14 protein-coding genes are annotated in these 16673 nt (G+C 67.9%); 9 read left to right on the forward strand and 5 right to left on the reverse strand.

All coding sequences use genetic code 11. The annotated features are described in order from the left end of the window. Positions 1 to 50: 50 nt before the first annotated feature. The 4 genes from IB269_RS28410 to IB269_RS28425 form a co-directional block, all read right to left on the reverse strand. A complete protein-coding gene (locus IB269_RS28410; protein ID WP_192368892.1) occupies positions 51 to 2303 on the reverse strand; it encodes a DUF3300 domain-containing protein in 2253 nt (750 codons plus the stop codon). A gap of 183 nt (positions 2304 to 2486) precedes the next feature. Then, on the reverse strand, positions 2487 to 2804 hold the full coding sequence (locus IB269_RS28415) for a DUF2322 family protein (protein ID WP_192368893.1): 318 nt from the start codon (positions 2802 to 2804) through the stop codon (positions 2487 to 2489). Positions 2805 to 2896: 92 nt separating this feature from the next. Next, positions 2897 to 3613, reverse strand: a complete 717-nt coding sequence (locus IB269_RS28420) for a class I SAM-dependent methyltransferase (protein ID WP_192368894.1) — start codon at positions 3611 to 3613, stop codon at positions 2897 to 2899. A 129-nt stretch (positions 3614 to 3742) separates the two neighbouring features. Then, positions 3743 to 5551 carry a glutamine--tRNA ligase/YqeY domain fusion protein gene (locus IB269_RS28425; RefSeq protein ID WP_192368895.1) on the reverse strand — a complete coding sequence of 603 codons (1809 nt, stop codon included), beginning with the start codon at positions 5549 to 5551 and terminating at the stop codon, positions 3743 to 3745. A 230-nt stretch (positions 5552 to 5781) separates the two neighbouring features. On the opposite strand from IB269_RS28425, the gene IB269_RS28430 reads away from it, so the two are divergent. The 7 genes from IB269_RS28430 to IB269_RS28460 all read left to right on the forward strand — a co-directional run bounded on the left by IB269_RS28430 (position 5782) and on the right by IB269_RS28460 (position 10898). Further along, complete coding sequence (locus IB269_RS28430; RefSeq protein WP_192368896.1) at positions 5782 to 6147, forward strand: hypothetical protein; 366 nt, start codon at positions 5782 to 5784, stop codon at positions 6145 to 6147. A gap of 130 nt (positions 6148 to 6277) precedes the next feature. Next, positions 6278 to 6721 carry a type II 3-dehydroquinate dehydratase gene (gene aroQ, locus IB269_RS28435; protein WP_012204410.1) on the forward strand — a complete coding sequence of 148 codons (444 nt, stop codon included), beginning with the start codon at positions 6278 to 6280 and terminating at the stop codon, positions 6719 to 6721. Further along, a complete protein-coding gene (locus IB269_RS28440; protein ID WP_192368897.1) occupies positions 6718 to 7602 on the forward strand; it encodes an alpha/beta fold hydrolase in 885 nt (294 codons plus the stop codon). Before aroQ ends, IB269_RS28440 begins: the two co-directional genes overlap by 4 nt. Next, positions 7595 to 8005, forward strand: a complete 411-nt coding sequence (gene arfB / locus IB269_RS28445; RefSeq protein WP_017405644.1) for an alternative ribosome rescue aminoacyl-tRNA hydrolase ArfB — start codon at positions 7595 to 7597, stop codon at positions 8003 to 8005. Before IB269_RS28440 ends, arfB begins: the two co-directional genes overlap by 8 nt. An 82-nt stretch (positions 8006 to 8087) precedes the next feature. Then, positions 8088 to 9026 carry a DODA-type extradiol aromatic ring-opening family dioxygenase gene (locus IB269_RS28450; RefSeq protein WP_192368898.1) on the forward strand — a complete coding sequence of 313 codons (939 nt, stop codon included), beginning with the start codon at positions 8088 to 8090 and terminating at the stop codon, positions 9024 to 9026. Between the two features lie 95 nt (positions 9027 to 9121). Continuing rightward, positions 9122 to 9787 carry an alpha/beta hydrolase gene (locus tag IB269_RS28455; RefSeq protein ID WP_013803384.1) on the forward strand — a complete coding sequence of 222 codons (666 nt, stop codon included), beginning with the start codon at positions 9122 to 9124 and terminating at the stop codon, positions 9785 to 9787. 190 nt (positions 9788 to 9977) lie between these two features. Further along, positions 9978 to 10898 (forward strand): DUF3014 domain-containing protein, encoded by a 921-nt coding sequence (locus IB269_RS28460; RefSeq protein WP_192368899.1) that lies wholly within the window; start codon positions 9978 to 9980, stop codon positions 10896 to 10898. 18 nt (positions 10899 to 10916) lie between these two features. On the opposite strand, the gene IB269_RS28465 is transcribed toward IB269_RS28460, so the two are convergent. Further along, complete coding sequence (locus tag IB269_RS28465) at positions 10917 to 11387, reverse strand: Lrp/AsnC family transcriptional regulator (RefSeq protein ID WP_012204416.1); 471 nt, start codon at positions 11385 to 11387, stop codon at positions 10917 to 10919. 104 nt (positions 11388 to 11491) lie between these two features. Between IB269_RS28465 and mdeB the strand changes: the two genes are divergently transcribed. Both mdeB and IB269_RS28475 read left to right on the forward strand, forming a co-directional pair. Continuing rightward, the gene (gene mdeB, locus IB269_RS28470) at positions 11492 to 14122 is read left to right on the forward strand and encodes an alpha-ketoglutarate dehydrogenase (RefSeq protein WP_192368900.1); all 2631 of its coding nucleotides are present in this window, start codon (positions 11492 to 11494) and stop codon (positions 14120 to 14122) included. A 336-nt stretch (positions 14123 to 14458) separates the two neighbouring features. Further along, positions 14459 to 16639, forward strand: a complete 2181-nt coding sequence (locus IB269_RS28475; RefSeq protein ID WP_192368901.1) for a c-type cytochrome — start codon at positions 14459 to 14461, stop codon at positions 16637 to 16639. Positions 16640 to 16673: the final 34 nt, after the last annotated feature.

Raw genomic sequence — 16673 nt, forward strand, 5'->3', positions numbered from 1 at the left:
AACGCCTCAACGCCATGACGCCATGGCATTCAAATGCGCTTGCGCGCCGCTCAACGGTCCCGGCGCTCGTCGCGCCCGCCGCGCCGCTCCTGTGGGCGGGCCGCGTTGGCCATGCGCTGCTGTTGCTGGCGTTGCTCCTGCTGTGCGCGGGCCTGTTGCTGCTGGGCACGCGCCTGTGCCTGGGCCTGCTGTGCTTGCTGGGCCTGCATGCGTTGCTGCTGGGCAGCCTCGAACTGCTGCTGTCTTTGCTGCTGCGCCTGCCGCTCCTGCATCTGGGCCTGTCTTTGCGCCTGCTGCTGGGCCTGTTGCTGGGCCTGCATCCTGGCCTGCATCTGCTCCTGTGTGCGTGCCTGTTGCTGCTGCTGTTGCTGTTGCTGCATTTGCTGCTGGCGCGCCTGGTCCTGGGAGCGCTGCTGCAAGGCCTGGCGATCGCGCTCGGCCTGTTGGCGGGCCTGGGCTTGCGCCTGAACCTGGGCCTGGTCACGCGCCTGATCCCGCATCTGCGCCTGGGCCTGCATCTGGGCCTGGCGCTGCTGTTGCTGGCGCGCCTGTTCCTCGCCGCGAAGGCGGGCGCTCTGCGTCTCCATTTGCTGCTGTTGCTGCTGGCGCTGGCGCGCTGCATCGGCCATGGAGCGGTCGCGGTCCTGCCTGTCCTGTGGCCTCATGCCCTGCTGCGTGGCTGCGGAAGACCAGGAAGGCACGCGGGAGTCGCGGCCCCTGTCACCCTGCATGGCTGCCGCAGGCAGTGCGGGCGCAGGTCGCTGCGCGGCGCCCGGTGGGGATGAGGGGGCCGATTGCGCAGACTGAGGGGACTGCGGCCACTTGCCGAACTGGCCCGGCTGCGAGGCCGGCACCGGGTTCATCCGGGGCTGCAGCGAGGCCTGGGGCCGGTCATCGGGCCTGAGGCCCGGGCGTCCGCGATCGGCGCCATCGTGCCGGGCAAAGCCCTGGGCGCCGCCGGGCGGCACCATGCCTTGGGCGGACGGGGGCGGGCCGCCCTGCGGCGGCCTCAGGCCCAGACGTTGGGGCATGCCGGAGTGCGCTGCGGCGGCGGCGCCGGCCATGCCTGCGGCACCGGCCAGGGCCGCAGCGGCCATGCCGCCTGAACGTGGGTCACCGGAGCGTGGGTCGCCCGAGCGAGGATCACCACCTTGCTGCGGGAAATCAGGGCGGCGCGGCTCGAAGTGCGGGTTGTTCGCGATGTGGGTGACGTTGCCAACGTTGTTGATGTGCGTGTTGTGGATGTTCTGCACCACCGTGGTCGAGCGCGAGACGTAGGTGTTGTTGTTGTAGATCACGGCCGGGCGGCGCGAGGGCGGTGGCGGCGGTTCGTTGCGGTGCCAGCGGTAGCCGGGCTCGCCCCAGCGCATTCCCCAGGAGTTCCAGCCCCAGGGGCGGCGGTCCACGGACTCGGCCAGGATCACGCCTGCGCCGAAGCCGATCAGCCCCGCCACCACGGGCGCGGCCGAACTGCCTACGTACACGGGTTGCGGCGCCACGATGGGGCGGTATCCGCCGTACATGGGCACGGGCTCGCCATAGACCACACCCGGGTCGTACTGCGGCACATAGACGGTGTCAGGCTGGGCCGGTGCGATCTCGATGAACTGCGGCGGCGTGTCGATCACCGGCACGGGCAGCATGGACGACAGCGGCTCGCCCACGGCTTGCGGTGCGGGCTGGGGCACGGGGGGCGGGGCATCGGCCGTGGCCACGGCCACCTTGAGCCGGCTGGAGTCCTTGAGCGTGCCGGCCTTATAGGCGCGCTGGCGCATCACCTGGATGGCGTTCATCACATCGGCCGGATCGTTGTAGTAGGCCTTGCCCAGGGCCGTGGTCCAGGGAACGTTGGATGACAGCTGCGCCAGCACATTGGGAAACTGCGCCAGCGACTTGACCGAAGGGTCCCAGTCCTGGCTGTTGACGGCGTTTTGCAGTTCCTCGGGCTTGAGGCCGGGGTTCTGCCCCATCCACACCTCGGCGGCGCCGACCTGATCGGGATAGGTGGAGGCGGCCAACACCTGGGCCACGAGCTTGTCGGGGTACAGCGCAATGGGCGCCACCATCTGATAGAGCGTCTCGGCCGAAGGCGGCACATAGGCCACGGGCTTGGCGACGGGCTGGGCGCTTTCGGTGGCAGGCGGCAGCGGTGCGCTGGCGGCCTGCGGGGGCTTGTCCTGGGATTCGTTGCAGGCGCTCAGCGCCAGGGCGGCGGCCAGGCCCAGCACGCTCAGGCGCAGGGCACCAGCGTGGGAAGTTGAGCGGGCCGTGGTGCGTGCTGTGGGCACGGCGGGTTGCAGCATTGCGTTCTCCTGGGCAGGAACGCCTTGCGCGCCGAAGCGGCAAGGCACATGTCATTTGAACGCCAAAGTGCGCGCTGCGTTGACACCGGCGTGTCAGCCGATGCCCCCAGTGCGCGCAACTTCTGTGACGCGGTGTTTACCCAGGCTGAATCAGGCCGCGCTCAAGCTGCGCTCAGGCCGCGCTCAGGCCGCGATCAGGCGGGCCTGGTAGCTCTCGGCCCCCTTGGACCAGGCCAGCAGGCGGTCGATGTTGGGGTGCTTGCCAGGGAAGGCGATGGCGTCCTGCGTGTGCTCGGCATACCACTCCAGGCCCAACTCGGCGGCGGCCGGCGTGATGCTGCCGCCGTACAGCGCGGCCAGCGCGTGGTACACGGCCAGCGAGCCGGTCTGGCCGGGCTTGTTCTCGATGGTGGCCACGACCTGGCCCTGGGCATCGGCCAGCTGCAGCGCGGAGAGGTGGGTGACGGTGGGCAGTTGCTGAAGGCGTGAGGAGAAGTTCATGCTGAAAGGCAAATCAAAGGGAAAAGGGAGAAAGGGACGGGTCCACCGGCGCCGGGCGTTCTGGTGTTTCAGTGGCTGAGTGGTTCAGTGGCTCAGGCCTTGAAGGCAATCCAGGCACACCAGAACAGGCTGGAGAAAAAGCGCTTGGGCTGCACGAAACCGGCCTGGGCCAGCATCTGCTCCACCGCCTCTTCCGAGGCCGGTGGAACCGCGCCCTGCCGGATTTTGCCGAGTTTCGCATGGACGGCAGCCTCGTCCACGCCCGCCATGCGCCAGCGCATGGCCCAGGCTTCAAGGAACAGCGGCTCGCTGTCATAGCGGTGGCGGTTGCAGGCCAGGATGAAGGGCGCTCCCGGCGCCAGCCGCGCCGACAGGGCCTGCAGCAGCTGCAGCTTGTCTGCGTCGTCAGGGACGTGGTGCAGCACGCCGATCAGCGTGGCCGCGTCGAACACCGTGCCGGCCGGCAGGTCCTGCACGGCGCAGGCAGCGGCCTGCACCTGGGCCGACAGCCCCGCCGCGGCGATGCGGTCCATGGTCTGGTCCAGCATGGGGGCCGAGGGGTCGGCAGCCGTGAATTTCCACTGCGGCCTGAGCCGCGCCGTGGCCAGGATTTCCTGGCCCGTGCCGCCGGCGCCGCCAATCAGCACCAACTTCGGGCCGGCATCCAGGCAGGCGGCCAGCAGGCAGGCGGCCAGCTCGTGGCAGGCGTCGTAGCCGGCCAGTGCGATGCGGCTTTGCGTTTCGTACTCGGCCGCGCGGGAGGTGTCGAACTTGGCGGCGGAAGCCGCCTGTGGCAAGGCTTGGTTCATGGCCTGGCATTGTGCTGAGGCCACGGTCCCTGCAAAAGCGCCCATGTGCGATGGCCCACCCCTGCAAAGCAGGATGGTGGGCCATCTTCGGGGAGCAGCGGTGCAGGTGCCCGTCAGCGGGCCATGCGCCTACTTGCCCCAGGAGTCCTTGAGACCCGTTGCGCGGTTGAACACGGGCTTGCCCGGTGTGTGGTCCTTGCGGTCGGCCACGAAGTAGCCGAAGCGCTCGAACTGGAACTTGTCGTCAGGCTGCGCGTTGGCCAGCGAAGGCTCCACATAGGCGGTCACCACCTTGAGGCTGTCCGGGTTGAGCAGCGTCAGGAAGTCCTTGCCACCCGCATCGGGCTGCGGGTCGGTGAACAGGCGGTCGTACAGGCGCACCTCGGCCTGCACGCCGTCGGCCACGCCCACCCAGGTGATGGCGGCCTTGACCTTGACGCTGTCCGCACCCGGCGTGCCGCTCTTGGTGTCGGGCACCACGGTGGCCAGCACCTTGGTGACGTTGCCCTCGGCATCCTTCTCGCAGCCCGTGCACTCGATCACGTAGCCGCCCTTCAGGCGCACCTTGTTGCCGGGGAAAAGGCGCTTGTAGCCCTTGGGCGGCACTTCGGCGAAGTCCTCGCGCTCGATCCACACCTCGCGGCCCAGCGTGAAGCGGCGCACCGGCACCTGCTGGCCTTCGGCGGCGTGGGGCAGGGCGGGCAGCTCGCAGGCTTCCAGGTGCTCGGCGCTGCCGAAGACCTCGGCCCAGTTGGTCAGCTCCAGCTTGAGCGGGTCCAGGGCCACCATGCCGCGATGGGCCTGGTTCTCCAGGTCCTCGCGCAGGCAGCCTTCCAGCGTGGAGTAGTCGATCCAGGCGTAGTCCTTGGTCACGCCGATGCGCTCGCAGAAGGCCTGGATGCTCTGGGGCGTGTAGCCGCGGCGGCGCAGGCCGACGATGGTGGGCATGCGCGGATCGTCCCAGCCGCTGACGATGCCGTTGTCCACCAGGTGCTTGAGCTTGCGCTTGCTGGTGATCACATAGGTCAGGTGCAGGCGCGAGAACTCGTACTGGCGCGGCTGCGGCGCAGCGATCAGGCCGCCTTCGCGCAGATGGTCCAGCAGCCAGTCGTAGAACGGGCGCTGGTCCTCGAACTCCAGCGTGCAGATGCTGTGGGTGATGTGCTCCAGCGCGTCCTCGATGGGATGGGCGAAGGTGTACATCGGGTAGATGCACCACTGGTTGCCGGTGTTGTGGTGCTCGGCATGGCGCACGCGGTAGATGGCGGGATCGCGCAGGTTGATGTTGGGCGATGCCATGTCGATCTTTGCGCGCAGCACGGCAGCGCCATCGGGCAGCTTGCCGTCGCGCATTTCGCGAAAGCGCGCCAGGTTCTCGGCCACGGTGCGACTGCGGAACTGGCTGTCCACGCCAGGGCGCGAGAAATCGCCGCGGTTGGCCTTCATGTCGTCGGCGCTTTGCTCGTCCACATAGGCCAGGCCCTGCTCGATCAGGTACTCGGCTGCGCGGTACATGAAGTCGAAGTAGTTGCTGGCGAAGTACAGGTTCTCGTGGCCGTCGGCTTCCTTCCAGCCGAAGCCCAGCCAATGGACGGCATCGATGATGCTGTCCACGTACTCCTGGTCTTCCTTCTCGGGATTGGTGTCGTCGAAACGCAGGTGGCAGGCACCTTCGTAGTCGCGCGCCAGGCCGAAGTTCAGGCAAATGGCCTTGGCGTGACCCACGTGCAGGTAGCCGTTGGGCTCGGGCGGGAAGCGTGTGCGGATCTTCGCCACGTCCACCTGGCCCTGGTTGTGGTGGTCGCCATCGCCGGGGCTTCCACCCCAGCGGCGCTGGGCGTGGGTACCGTTGGCCAGGTCGGCCTCGATGATTTGGCGCAAAAAGTTACTCGGTTTGACCGGATCTTTGGAGATGGGGGAGGCGTCAGCAGAGCTCATCGCAGCATTGTAGGCGCCCGCCTGCAGACCCGCTCCGGACGGCTTTCGGACAGCCGCGCCAGCCAAGGATTGAGGCATTTGGAAACAAACTTGTATAAAAGCCTGCCATCCGTAGACCCCTCTCGCGCGTTGAGAATGCAGGGCGTATGCCGTCCCCCTGTGCCAAAGTGCGGGAAGGCGGCACCAGCGGCAATGCCTGCCACGCCTGTCCAACTTCGAGGAGAGACACCATGACAACGACAGCTTCCCCGTGGGTTGCAAAAGCAGCAGCAGCCGGCCTGGCCCTGGCCGCCCTCATGGCTTCGGGCGCCGCCCAGGCCCGGGGCGATGTGCAATGGTCCATCAGCCTGAATTCGCCGGGCATGTATGGCGCGCCCGTCTATGTCGCGCCTGCCCCCGTCTATGTGGCACCGCCCCAGCCCATCTACTACGCCCCCCCGCCGCCGGTCTACTACGCGCCGCGCGCCGTCTACCGTGCTCCGCCCGTCGTGGTCGTTCCCGGCTACGGATACGGCTATGGCGGCGGCTACCGGGGTGGATACCGTGGCGAGTACCGCCATGGCCATGGCCACGGGCATGGCCACTGGCGCCGTTGATCTGAGCTGAACTGCGCTGAACCGACTCTTGCCGCCCCTTGGGGCGGCTTTTTCCGTGGCGCCTGCGCCAAGACCGGGCCGGGGATGGCCCGCATAATCCAGCCCGTTGGAAACCTGGAGTGTCCCCGCCGTGAAAACCGTCTATGTCCTCAATGGCCCGAACCTGAACCTGCTGGGCCTGCGTGAACCCGCCATCTATGGCTCCCAGACCCTGGCCGATGTGCGTGCGCTGTGCGAAGCCGCCTGCGCGCGCTACGGGCTGGGGCTGGAGTTTCGCCAGAGCAACCACGAAGGCGAACTGGTGGACTGGGTCCACGAAGCCGGCCGCGTGCACGCCGAAGGCCGTCTGGCCGGCCTGATCTTCAACGCCGCCGCCTACACCCACACCAGCGTGGCCCTGCTGGATGCCGTCAAGGGCACGGGCGTGCCGCTGGTGGAGCTGCACATCAGCAACGTGCATGCGCGCGAGAGCTTCCGCCACCACTCCTACCTGTCGGCCGCCGCGCGCGCCGTGATGTGCGGCTTTGGCGTGGCCGGCTACGGCCTGGCCATTGACGCCGTGGCCCAGTGGTGAATACGCCCGCCGCCATTGAGCGCCTGCGCACCCAGGCGCGGCGCCTTACCACGCCGCTGTCTGCCGCGCAGCCCGAAGACGGGCACATGGTCTGGCATGTCTGGGGCGAGGCACGCGCGGGCGAGCTGCCCATCGTCATGCTGCACGGCGGCAGCGGCAGCTGGACACACTGGCTGCGCTGCATGGACGCGCTGCTGGCCCAGGGGCGCCAGCTGTGGATACCCGACCTGCCAGGCTTCGGCGATTCCGACGGCGTGCCGGGCGGCCAGGATGCCGACACCCTGGTCGAGCCGCTGCGCCAAGGCCTGCGGCAGCTGCTGGCCGATGGCGTTGCGCCCGCCGCCCCGCTGTGCGATCTGGTCGGCTTCTCTTTTGGCGGCATGACGGCCGGCATGCTGGCCGCCGCTGACGGCACGCTGGCCCGGCGCCTGGTGCTGGCCGGGGCGCCCGGCATGGGCGTGGGCAAGGGCCTGGCCGTGCGGCTCAAGGGCTGGCGCCACCTGGCCACGCCCGAGGCGCAGGCCGTGGCCCACCGCTACAACCTGCAGGCGCTGATGCTGCATGACGCCAGCCTCATCGACGAGGACACGCTGGCCCTGCATGTGCTCAACGTGGAGCGTGATCGCCTTCCGCGCCGCCGTCTCTCGCACACCGACGTGCTGGCGCGTGCCCTGCAGGCCGTGGGCGGCCCCGTATGGGCCATCTATGGCGAACACGACGCGCTCTACCCGGGCCCGATGATGCAGGAGCTGGCCCAGGTCTTTGCACGCCATGCGCGCGACTTCCGCGGCCTGGCGCTGGTGCCCGGCGCGGGCCACTGGGTCATGCATGAGCGTCCCGATGCCTTTGTGGCGGCATTGACCGCTGCGCTGGATGCCTGAGCGCATGCGGCCCATCGAGCTGCATGAGGTGCAGTGGACCGCCATGCGCGCCCAGGGCGCGGGCGGCCAGAACGTGAACAAGGTCTCCAGCGCCGTGCACCTGCGCTTTGACGTGCGCGCCTCGCGCCTGCCCGAGGCCGTGCAGCAGCGCCTGCTGGCCCTGCGCGACGGCCGCATCACCAACGAGGGCGTGGTCGTCATCAAGGCACAGCAACACCGCACGCAGGAGCAGAACCTGCGCGCTGCGCTGCAGCGGCTCAACGTGCTGGTGGCCGCCGCCTATCCCGAGCCCATCCTGCGCCGCGCCACCCGGCCCACGCTGGGGTCGCAGCGGCGCCGCCTGGAAAGCAAGAGCCGGCACGGCGCCACCAAGGCCCTGCGAGGGCGCCCGCGCGACGATTGATCCGGATTGACCCGGCCAGCGCAACAATGTGTGCTGCCGCTGGCGGCTTGGCGCGGTGCCCGGGCGTCCCTACATTAGGGGAATGCAAGACTCCCACGCTCCCCACTCTTCCCGGGTTTCCTCCGCTGCCGGTGCCCGGCTGCCCGTGCTCTATGTCTCCCACGGCTCTCCCATGTTCGCGCTGGAGCCGGGTGAAACCGGCCCCGTGCTCGCGCAATGGGGCAGGGCGCTGCGCCAGGCCCACGGGCCGCTGCGCGGCGTGGTCGTCATGTCGCCGCACTGGATGTCGCACGGCGTGGAAGTCATGACCGGCGCCACGCCCTCCACCTGGCACGACTTTGGCGGCTTTCCTCCCGCACTCTACGAACTGCAGTACCCGGCCCCCGGCGCGCCCCAGCTGGCGCAGGAAGTCATGGACCGCCTGCAGGCCGCAGGCATTGCCTCCACCGCCAACGCGCAGCGGCCCTTCGACCACGGCGCCTGGGTGCCGCTGATGCATTTGCTGCCGGATGCCGACCTGCCGGTGGTGCAGCTGTCCCTGCCCGCCTCGGCCGGGCCGGCCGAAACCCATGCGCTGGGCGCAGCTTTGGCGGGGCTGCGCGATGAGGGCGTGCTCATCGTCGGCTCCGGCAGCATGACGCACAACCTGGGCGAATTCCGGGGCGGCACGGGTGAGGCCACGGTGCGGGTGGACGACGCCGTGCAGGCCCTGCGCAGCCAGGATGGCCTGCAGGACGACCATGCCGTCGGCGGCTCCAGCGCCTCCTCGCCCTACGTGCAGGATTTCAGCCGCTGGATCGAATCGCGCCTGCAGGCGCAGGACCTGCCCGCGCTGCTGGACTACCGCGCCCGCGCGCCTTCGGCCCGGCGCGCCCATCCCAGCGAGGAGCACTTCATGCCGCTGTACTTCGCGCTGGGCGCGGCCGGCGCGACAGCGCGGCCACGGTATCTGAGCCGCGAAGTCATGTATTCCATCCTGGCCATGGATGCGATGGCCTTCGAGGACGCGCAGGCGGCATAACCTCCTGCTGCCGCGGACTTGGCGAGGCGCCACAATGGCGCGTTGCCCGGGACCACCCCGGTCCTGGAAATCGCTAAAAAACCAAGGAGTCCGTGATGATCGACCTGCCTCTGGTGGCGCTGGAGCGCCCCGCACAACCCGCACCGGGGCAGCAGCCCTGGCTGCTGGTGCTCATGCATGGCGTTGGCAGCAATGAGCAGGATCTGTTCGGCCTCGCATCGTTCGTGCCGCCGCAGTTCCACGTGCTCAGCCTGCGCGCTCCGTTTTCCATGGGTCCCTCAGCCCATGCCTGGTTCCAGTTCACGGTGGATGCCAACGGCACGCGCCACATCCACGCATCGCAGGAAGAGCACAGCCGCGCCCTGGTGGCCCAGACCGTGCAGCAGGCCGGAGCGCGGCTGGACATTCCTGCCCAGCGAACCGTGGCGGGCGGCTTCAGCCAGGGCGGGATCATGGCGCTCAGCCTGCTGCTGACCCAGCCCGCGCTGCTGCGCGCCGCCATGTGCTGGCACAGCCGCCTGCTGCCCGAGGCCTTGCCGCACCAGGCCCCTGATGCGGCCTTTGACGGCAAGTCGCTCTGGGTCAGCCACGGCACCTACGACAACGTCATTCCGCTGACCAGCGCCCACGCCATTCGCAGCCACGTGCAGCGCCTGCCGCTGCAGCTGAGCTACCACGAGTACCCCAGCATGCATGAGATCCGCCCCGACGAGCTGCAGGCCGCCATGGCCTGGCTCCAGGATCTGGGCACGCAGGGCTGAGACGGTCGGGTAAGCCGGGTAACGCCTTGTTGCCTGGCGCGCCCGATGGCCTGTGCAGGCAGCGGGGCGGCTTATAAACACAAGGCAGGGGCCGGTGTCAGCAAAGCCGGGGAACCCTGGGTGTGCTTTGCTGTCGCACGTCCTGCGGCAACTGAGCTGCCAGCCCCTGCCCAAGCCAAAGGACCCATCCATGCCAGAACGCGATCCCCAAGACTTCCGCCCCCGCGCCAGCTCCTCCGGCCCATCGGCTTTCGGCATCGCCGCAGCGGTGCTGGCGGCTGCCGCCCTGGGGGGCGCGGCCTGGTGGTACTGGTGGCGTCCCGCCCCCGTGCCCGAGGCGCCGGCGGAAGTGGCGCAGGCGCCCGCCCAGTCCACCCAGCCCTCCGAACCTGAACCCGTCCCCGCGCCCGAGCTGACCGAGCCCCAGAACCCTGTCGATGCGCTGGAGCAACCCGCCCCCGGCCTGCCCGCGCTGCAGGACTCTGACGCCCATGTCACCCAGGCCCTCAACGGCCTGCTGGGCCGTGACAAGGCAGGCAGCTTTCTGCAGATGGACGGCTTTGTGCGCCGCGCCGTGGCCACCGTGGACAACCTGACCCGCTCCCAGGCCCCTGCACGGCTTTGGCCCGTGCACCCGGCGCCTCAGCGTTTCACGGTGGAGGGCGCGGCGGAGGCTGGTGAGGCGCAGGCCATCGCCCCCGCCAACGCCGCACGCTACAAGGCCTTCGTGGCCTTTGCCGAGTCCATTCCCATGGACGGGGCCGTCAAGCTCTATGCCCGGCTGTACCCCCTGTTCCAGACTGCCTATGAAGACCTGGGCTATCCCAGCCGCTATTTCAACGATCGCCTCATTGCCGTCATAGACCACCTGCGCGCCGCGCCCGAGCCTGCAGGCCCGGTGCAGGTACGGCTGACCAAGGTGGAGGGCGAGGTGCCCTCCATTCAGCCCTGGGTGCGCTACGAATACGCCGACCCAGAGCTGCAGGCCCTGTCCAGCGGCCAGAAGATGCTGGTGCGCGTGGGCCTGGACAACGAGCGCCGCCTCAAGGCCGTGCTGGGCGAGCTGCGCCGCCGCATCGCCACCGGCGAGATGGGCAAGCCTGCGGGCTGAGGCCAGCCTCCATCCGCCTCAGCCTGCGGCCGGCAGGGGCAGGGCGGTCTTGTACCGCACCTGCTTGAGGGTGAAGCTGGAGCGGATCTTCTCTATGCCCGGAATCGGGGTGAGCTGCTCCACGATGAAGCGCTCCAGCGCACCGATGTCGGCCAGCGCCACGCGGATCAGATAGTCGGCGTCGCCGCTCATCAGGTAGCACTCCATGACCTCGTCGTGCTCGGCAATGCGGCGCTCGAAGTCGGCCAGCGATTCCTTGGCCTGGGACTTCAGGCTGATGTTGATGAACACATTCAGCCCCAGCCCCAGCGCCGACGCATTGGCCAGCGCCACATAGCGCGCGATCACGCCAGCCTTCTCCAGCGCCTTGACGCGCGCCAGGCATGGCGAAGGCGACAGATGCACGCGCCGCGCCAGCTCCACGTTGGACAGCGAGCCGTCCGTTTGCAACTCGGCCAGAATGCGCAAGTCGATGGTGTCCAGTTTCATGTGCCGGATTTTATGTAGATACCGGCATGAAATGCTGGAATATGGCGTTTTCCTTATCCATGAACGGCTGCTCATGCCGGCCTGCCAGTCCTAAAGTGGCGGGCATGAACGCACCCACGCCACTGGCCGCGCTGGCCGATATCGATACCGATCCCCAGGAAACCGCCGAATGGCGCGAGGCCTTTCTGGCCCTGGTCGCCACAGAAGGTCCGCAGCGCGCGCGCTTCGTGCTGGAAGAGTTGGCGCGCATGGCGCGGGAGCAGCGCCTGGGCTGGCAGCCTGACCTGAACACGCCCTATGTGAACACCTTGGCGGCGCAGCAGCAGCCGGTGTTTCCGGGCGACCTGGCCATCGAGGAGCGGCTGGCGTCCATCATGCGCTGGAACGCGCTGGCCATGGTGGTGCGCGCCAACCAGGCCTATGGCGAGCTGGGCGGCCATATTGCCAGCTATGCCAGCGCGGCCGACCTGTTCGAGACCGGGTTCAACCATTTCTTCCATGCCCGGGAGGGGCTGGCGCCAGGCCAGCACCGGGGCGACCTGGTGTTCTTCCAGCCGCACAGCGCGCCTGGCGTGTATGCGCGGGCCTTCCTGGAAGGGCGGCTGAGCGAGCAGGACCTGCAGCACTACCGCCAGGAGATCAGCGCGCCGGCCGCTGGCGCGCAAGGCCTGTCCAGCTATCCCCATCCCTGGCTGATGCCCGATTTCTGGCAGTTCCCGACGGGCTCCATGGGCATTGGCCCCATCAGCAGCATCTACCACGCGCGCTTCATGCGCTATCTCACGCACCGCCGCCTGCTGGACTGCCAGGAGCGCAAGGTCTGGGGCGTGTTTGGCGACGGCGAGATGGACGAGCCCGAAAGCATGAGCGCCCTCACGCTGGCCGCGCGCGAAGGGCTGGACAACCTGGTCTGGGTGGTCAACTGCAATCTGCAGCGTCTGGACGGCCCGGTGCGCGGCAACGGCCGCATCGTCGATGAGCTGGAGCGGCTGTTTGCCGGCGCGGGCTGGAACGTGGTCAAGCTGCTGTGGGGCAGCGACTGGGACGGGCTGTTTGCGCGCGACCTCACCGGCACGCTGGCACGCACGCTGGGCGGCACGGTGGACGGGCAGATGCAGACCTTCGCTGCCAAGGACGGACGCTACAACCGCGAGCATTTCTTCGGACAGAACCCCGAGCTCGCCGCCCTGGCCCAGGGCCTGACGGACGAGCAGATCGACCGCCTCAAGCGCGGCGGCCATGACCTGGTGAAGATCCATGCGGCCTATGCAGCGGCTGCCGCCCATCGCGGCCAGCCCACGGTGATCCTGGCCCATACCAAGAAGGGCTACGGCATGGGATCGGCCGGGCAGGGCAAGATGACCACGCACAGCCAGAAGAAGCTGGACGAGTCCGACCTGATCGAGTTCCGCAACCGCTTCAACCTGCCGCTCAGTGACGAGCAGGCCAAGGGCCTGGCCTTCCATAAACCTGCCGATGACAGCGCCGAGATGCAGTACCTGCGCGATCGCCGCACGGCCCTGGGCGGCGCACTGCCGCGCCGTGAAACCGTGTGCGACCGCGTGCCCGTGCCCGGCCTGGAGCAGTACGCGCAGTTCGCGCTGGCGCCTGCCGGCAAGGAGATGAGCACCACCATGGCCTTCGTGCGCATGCTGGGCGGCCTGCTCAAGGACGCGCAGCTGGGTCCGCGCATCGTACCCATCGTGGCGGACGAGGCGCGCACCTTCGGCATGGCCAACCTGTTCAAGCAGGTGGGCATCTACAGCAGCCTGGGGCAGCGCTACGCGCCCGAGGACATCGGCTCCGTGCTGTCCTACCGCGAGGCACTGGACGGCCAGATCCTGGAGGAGGGCATCAGCGAGGCCGGCGCCATCGCCAGCTGGACGGCGGCGGCCACCAGCTACAGCGTGCACGGCCTGGCCATGCTGCCGTTCTACATCTACTACTCCATGTTCGGCTTCCAGCGCGTGGGCGACGCCATCTGGGCGGCGGCCGACCAGCGGGCGCGCGGCTTTCTGCTGGGCGCCACCTCGGGCCGCACCACGCTGGGCGGAGAAGGCCTGCAGCACCAGGACGGCTCCAGCCATCTGGTGGCGGCCACCATTCCCAACTGCAAGGCCTGGGACCCCGCGCATGCGGGCGAGCTGGCCGTGATACTGGACGCCGGCATGCGCGAGATGCTGGTCGAGCAGCGCGACGTTTTCTACTACATCACCCTGATGAACGAGAACTACGCCCAGCCCGACCTGCCACCGGGCGCGGCCGAAGGCGTGATGTGCGGCGGCTATGTGTTCGGCCGCTTTGGCGATGCGGACCGTGCCACGCAGCATGTCACCTTGCTGGGATCGGGTGCCATCCTCACCGAAGTGCTCAAGGCCGCCGAGCAATTGGCCAGCGAGGGGATGGCCGCCACCGTGGTCAGCGTGACCAGCTGGAGCGAACTGGCGCGCGATGGCGTGGCCTGCGAGCAGCGCATGCTGGCAGGTGAGGCACCTGGCCAGCCCTGGATCGCCCAACTGCTGGACGGCACGCAGGGCCCCGTGATTGCCGCCACCGACTATGTGCGCGCCGTGCCCGAGACCGTGCGCGCCTTCCTGCCCGCAGGCAGGCGATTCCTCACCCTGGGCACGGACGGCTTTGGCCGAAGTGACACGCGTGCCGCTTTGCGCGGCCACTTTGGCGTGGACGCGCACAGCGTGGCGCAGGCGGCGCGCCGCTGCAGCCAGGCGGTCTGAGCCCGGCGGGCGAGCCGCCACCCCATACACTGACGGATACACCGACGGTGAAATCAGCGGCCCCTTGCGGGCCGCTTTTTTTGTGCCCGCCCGAGGCGGCTGCGCGCGCTTTTTCCCTGCATTGATTAAGCCCGCGTTAAATGCGCTATTGGCTTATCGTTTTCGTCGGCTTGCATGGAAAAAATAGGGAGATACCACTAGAATTTGTATATATAAGAAGATATTGCGCAAAGAGATGATCATTTGCTGCAATGGCTGCAGGCGTTGGGTTGAATATCTCGTCAATATCCATTTTTGCCTCTTTTAATAATAATTCATTTCAGTGGATCGAAGACGATGAAAATCTCGCTCAAGCAAGGCCTGCTGTGCGTGGCCGTGCTGTCGGCCGCCGCCTGGCAACTGGCCATTTCGGCGCCGGCGCCCGGAGTGGACCATGCGCAAATGCCACAAATCATTGATGACCTGCCTGCCGATTACGCAGCGGACCTGACGGCGGAGCAAAGAACCCTGGTCGATCGCGGCCGATATATCGCACGCCTGGGAGATTGCGTTGCCTGCCACACCGGCAATAAATCCCAGCCCATGGGTGGTGGGCTGGCGCTGGAGACGCCATTCGGCAAGATCTATTCCACCAATATCTCGCCCGACGCCGATACGGGCATGGGCAAATACAGCTTCGAGCAGTTCGACCGCGCCATGCGCAAGGGCGTCGCGGCCGATGGCCGCAACATGTACCCGGCCATGCCCTATCCCTCCTACGCCAAGATGACGGCCGAGGACATGCAGGCCCTGTACGCCTATCTGCTGCAGGGCGTGGCGCCCGTGAAGGCGGCCAACAAGGAATCCGACCTGGGCTTTCCCTTCAACCAGCGCTGGGGCCTGGCGCTGTGGAACTGGGTGTTTCTGGATGACACGCCCTTCCAGCCCCAACCGCAGCAAACTGCCCAGTGGAACCGGGGTGCCTACCTGGTGCAGGGCCTGGGCCACTGCGGCGCCTGCCATACGCCGCGCGGCGTGGGCTTCCAGGAAAAGACCATGACCGGCGAGGGCAGCAAGGGCGAGTATTTCCTGGCCGGCGAGACCGTGGAGAACTGGCGCGCGCTGAGCCTGCGCAATCTGTGGACACCCGAGGAAACCGCCCAGTTGCTCAAGACCGGGCGCAACAGCCACGGCACGGTCTCCGGCAACATGGTCGACGTGGTGCAGCACAGCACGCAGTACATGAGCGATGCGGACCTGCTGGCCATTGGCACTTATCTGAAGTCGCTGCCCGCAGGCAAGAACGATCTGCCCATGCAGGTGGCCCAGGGGCCGGGGCCGGTCATCGCCCCGCATCCGGCGCCGCAGGCCTCCGGGCATGCGCCGTCCGCCACGTCGGCAGTGTCTTCCGACGTGCCTGCCGATCTCTACGCCAGCCGGGGCGGCCTGGGCTATCTGCAGTTCTGCGCCGACTGCCACCGTGCCGATGGCGGTGGCGTGAAGGACGTGTTCCCGCCACTGGCCGGCAATTTCTCGCTGCAGTCGCAGGACCCGTCCACCCTGATCCATCTGATGCTGGTGGGCTGGAAGGCGCCCGTCACGCAAAGCCATGCACGGCCGCTGACCATGCCGGCCTTCGCACAGCTCAAGGATGCGGAGATTGCCGACATCCTCAACTTCGCCCGCAAGAGCTGGGGCCGTGCCGATGCGCGCGAGATCCATGCCAAGGAGGTGCAATCCATGCGCAAGCAGCTCGATGCCAAGGGCGAAAGCGCACGCCCCTTCGAGACGCCGCGCCTGGCCGCCATGCTGGACGAATCCAACGCGAAGCAACTGGTCTACGGCGCCCGCCTGAACATAGAGACGCGTGACCTGCTGCCCAGGAATGTGGGCAATGCGCTGAACTGCGCCAGCTGCCACCTGAACGCGGGCACGGTGGCCGATGGTTCGCCCTATATCGGTGTCTCGGCCTTCTTCCCCGGCTATGCGCCGCGCGCGGGCCGCGTCATCACGCTGGAGGACCGCATCAATGGCTGCTTCCTGCGCTCCATGAACGGCAAGCCTCTGCCGCTGGAGTCCGACGAGATCAAGGCCATGGTCGCCTACTTCGACTGGATGCGCCGCGAAACCAAACCCGAAGACAAGGTCGAAGGCCGGGGCGTGGGCAAGATCAGCCAGTCCATCGTGCCCAACGTGGACAACGGCAAGAAGGTCTATGCGGCCCAGTGCGCGGTTTGCCATGGCGGCGAGGGCGAGGGCGTGAAGAACGCCAAGGGCCAGTGGGTCTATCCGCCGCTGTGGGGTGACGAGTCCTTCAACATCGGCGCGGGCATGGCGCGCACCTACACGGCAGCGGCCTTCGTCAAGCGCAACATGCCCATCGCCTTCCATGGCAACTTCCCGCTGGGCCAGGGCGGCCTCAGCGACCAGGAGGCCGTGGACGTGGCCGAGTACTTCAGCCACCAGCCGCGCCCGGACTTTGCCAACAAGCACAAGGACTGGCCCAAGGACAAGAAGCCGGCCGATGCGCGGTACTGAGGTACTGAGGTACTGATGGAATCCTGAAAACACA

The sequence above is a fragment of the Delftia sp. DLF01 genome (genome assembly GCF_014852125.1).
GTDB lineage: Bacteria > Pseudomonadota > Gammaproteobacteria > Burkholderiales > Burkholderiaceae_C > Comamonas > Comamonas acidovorans.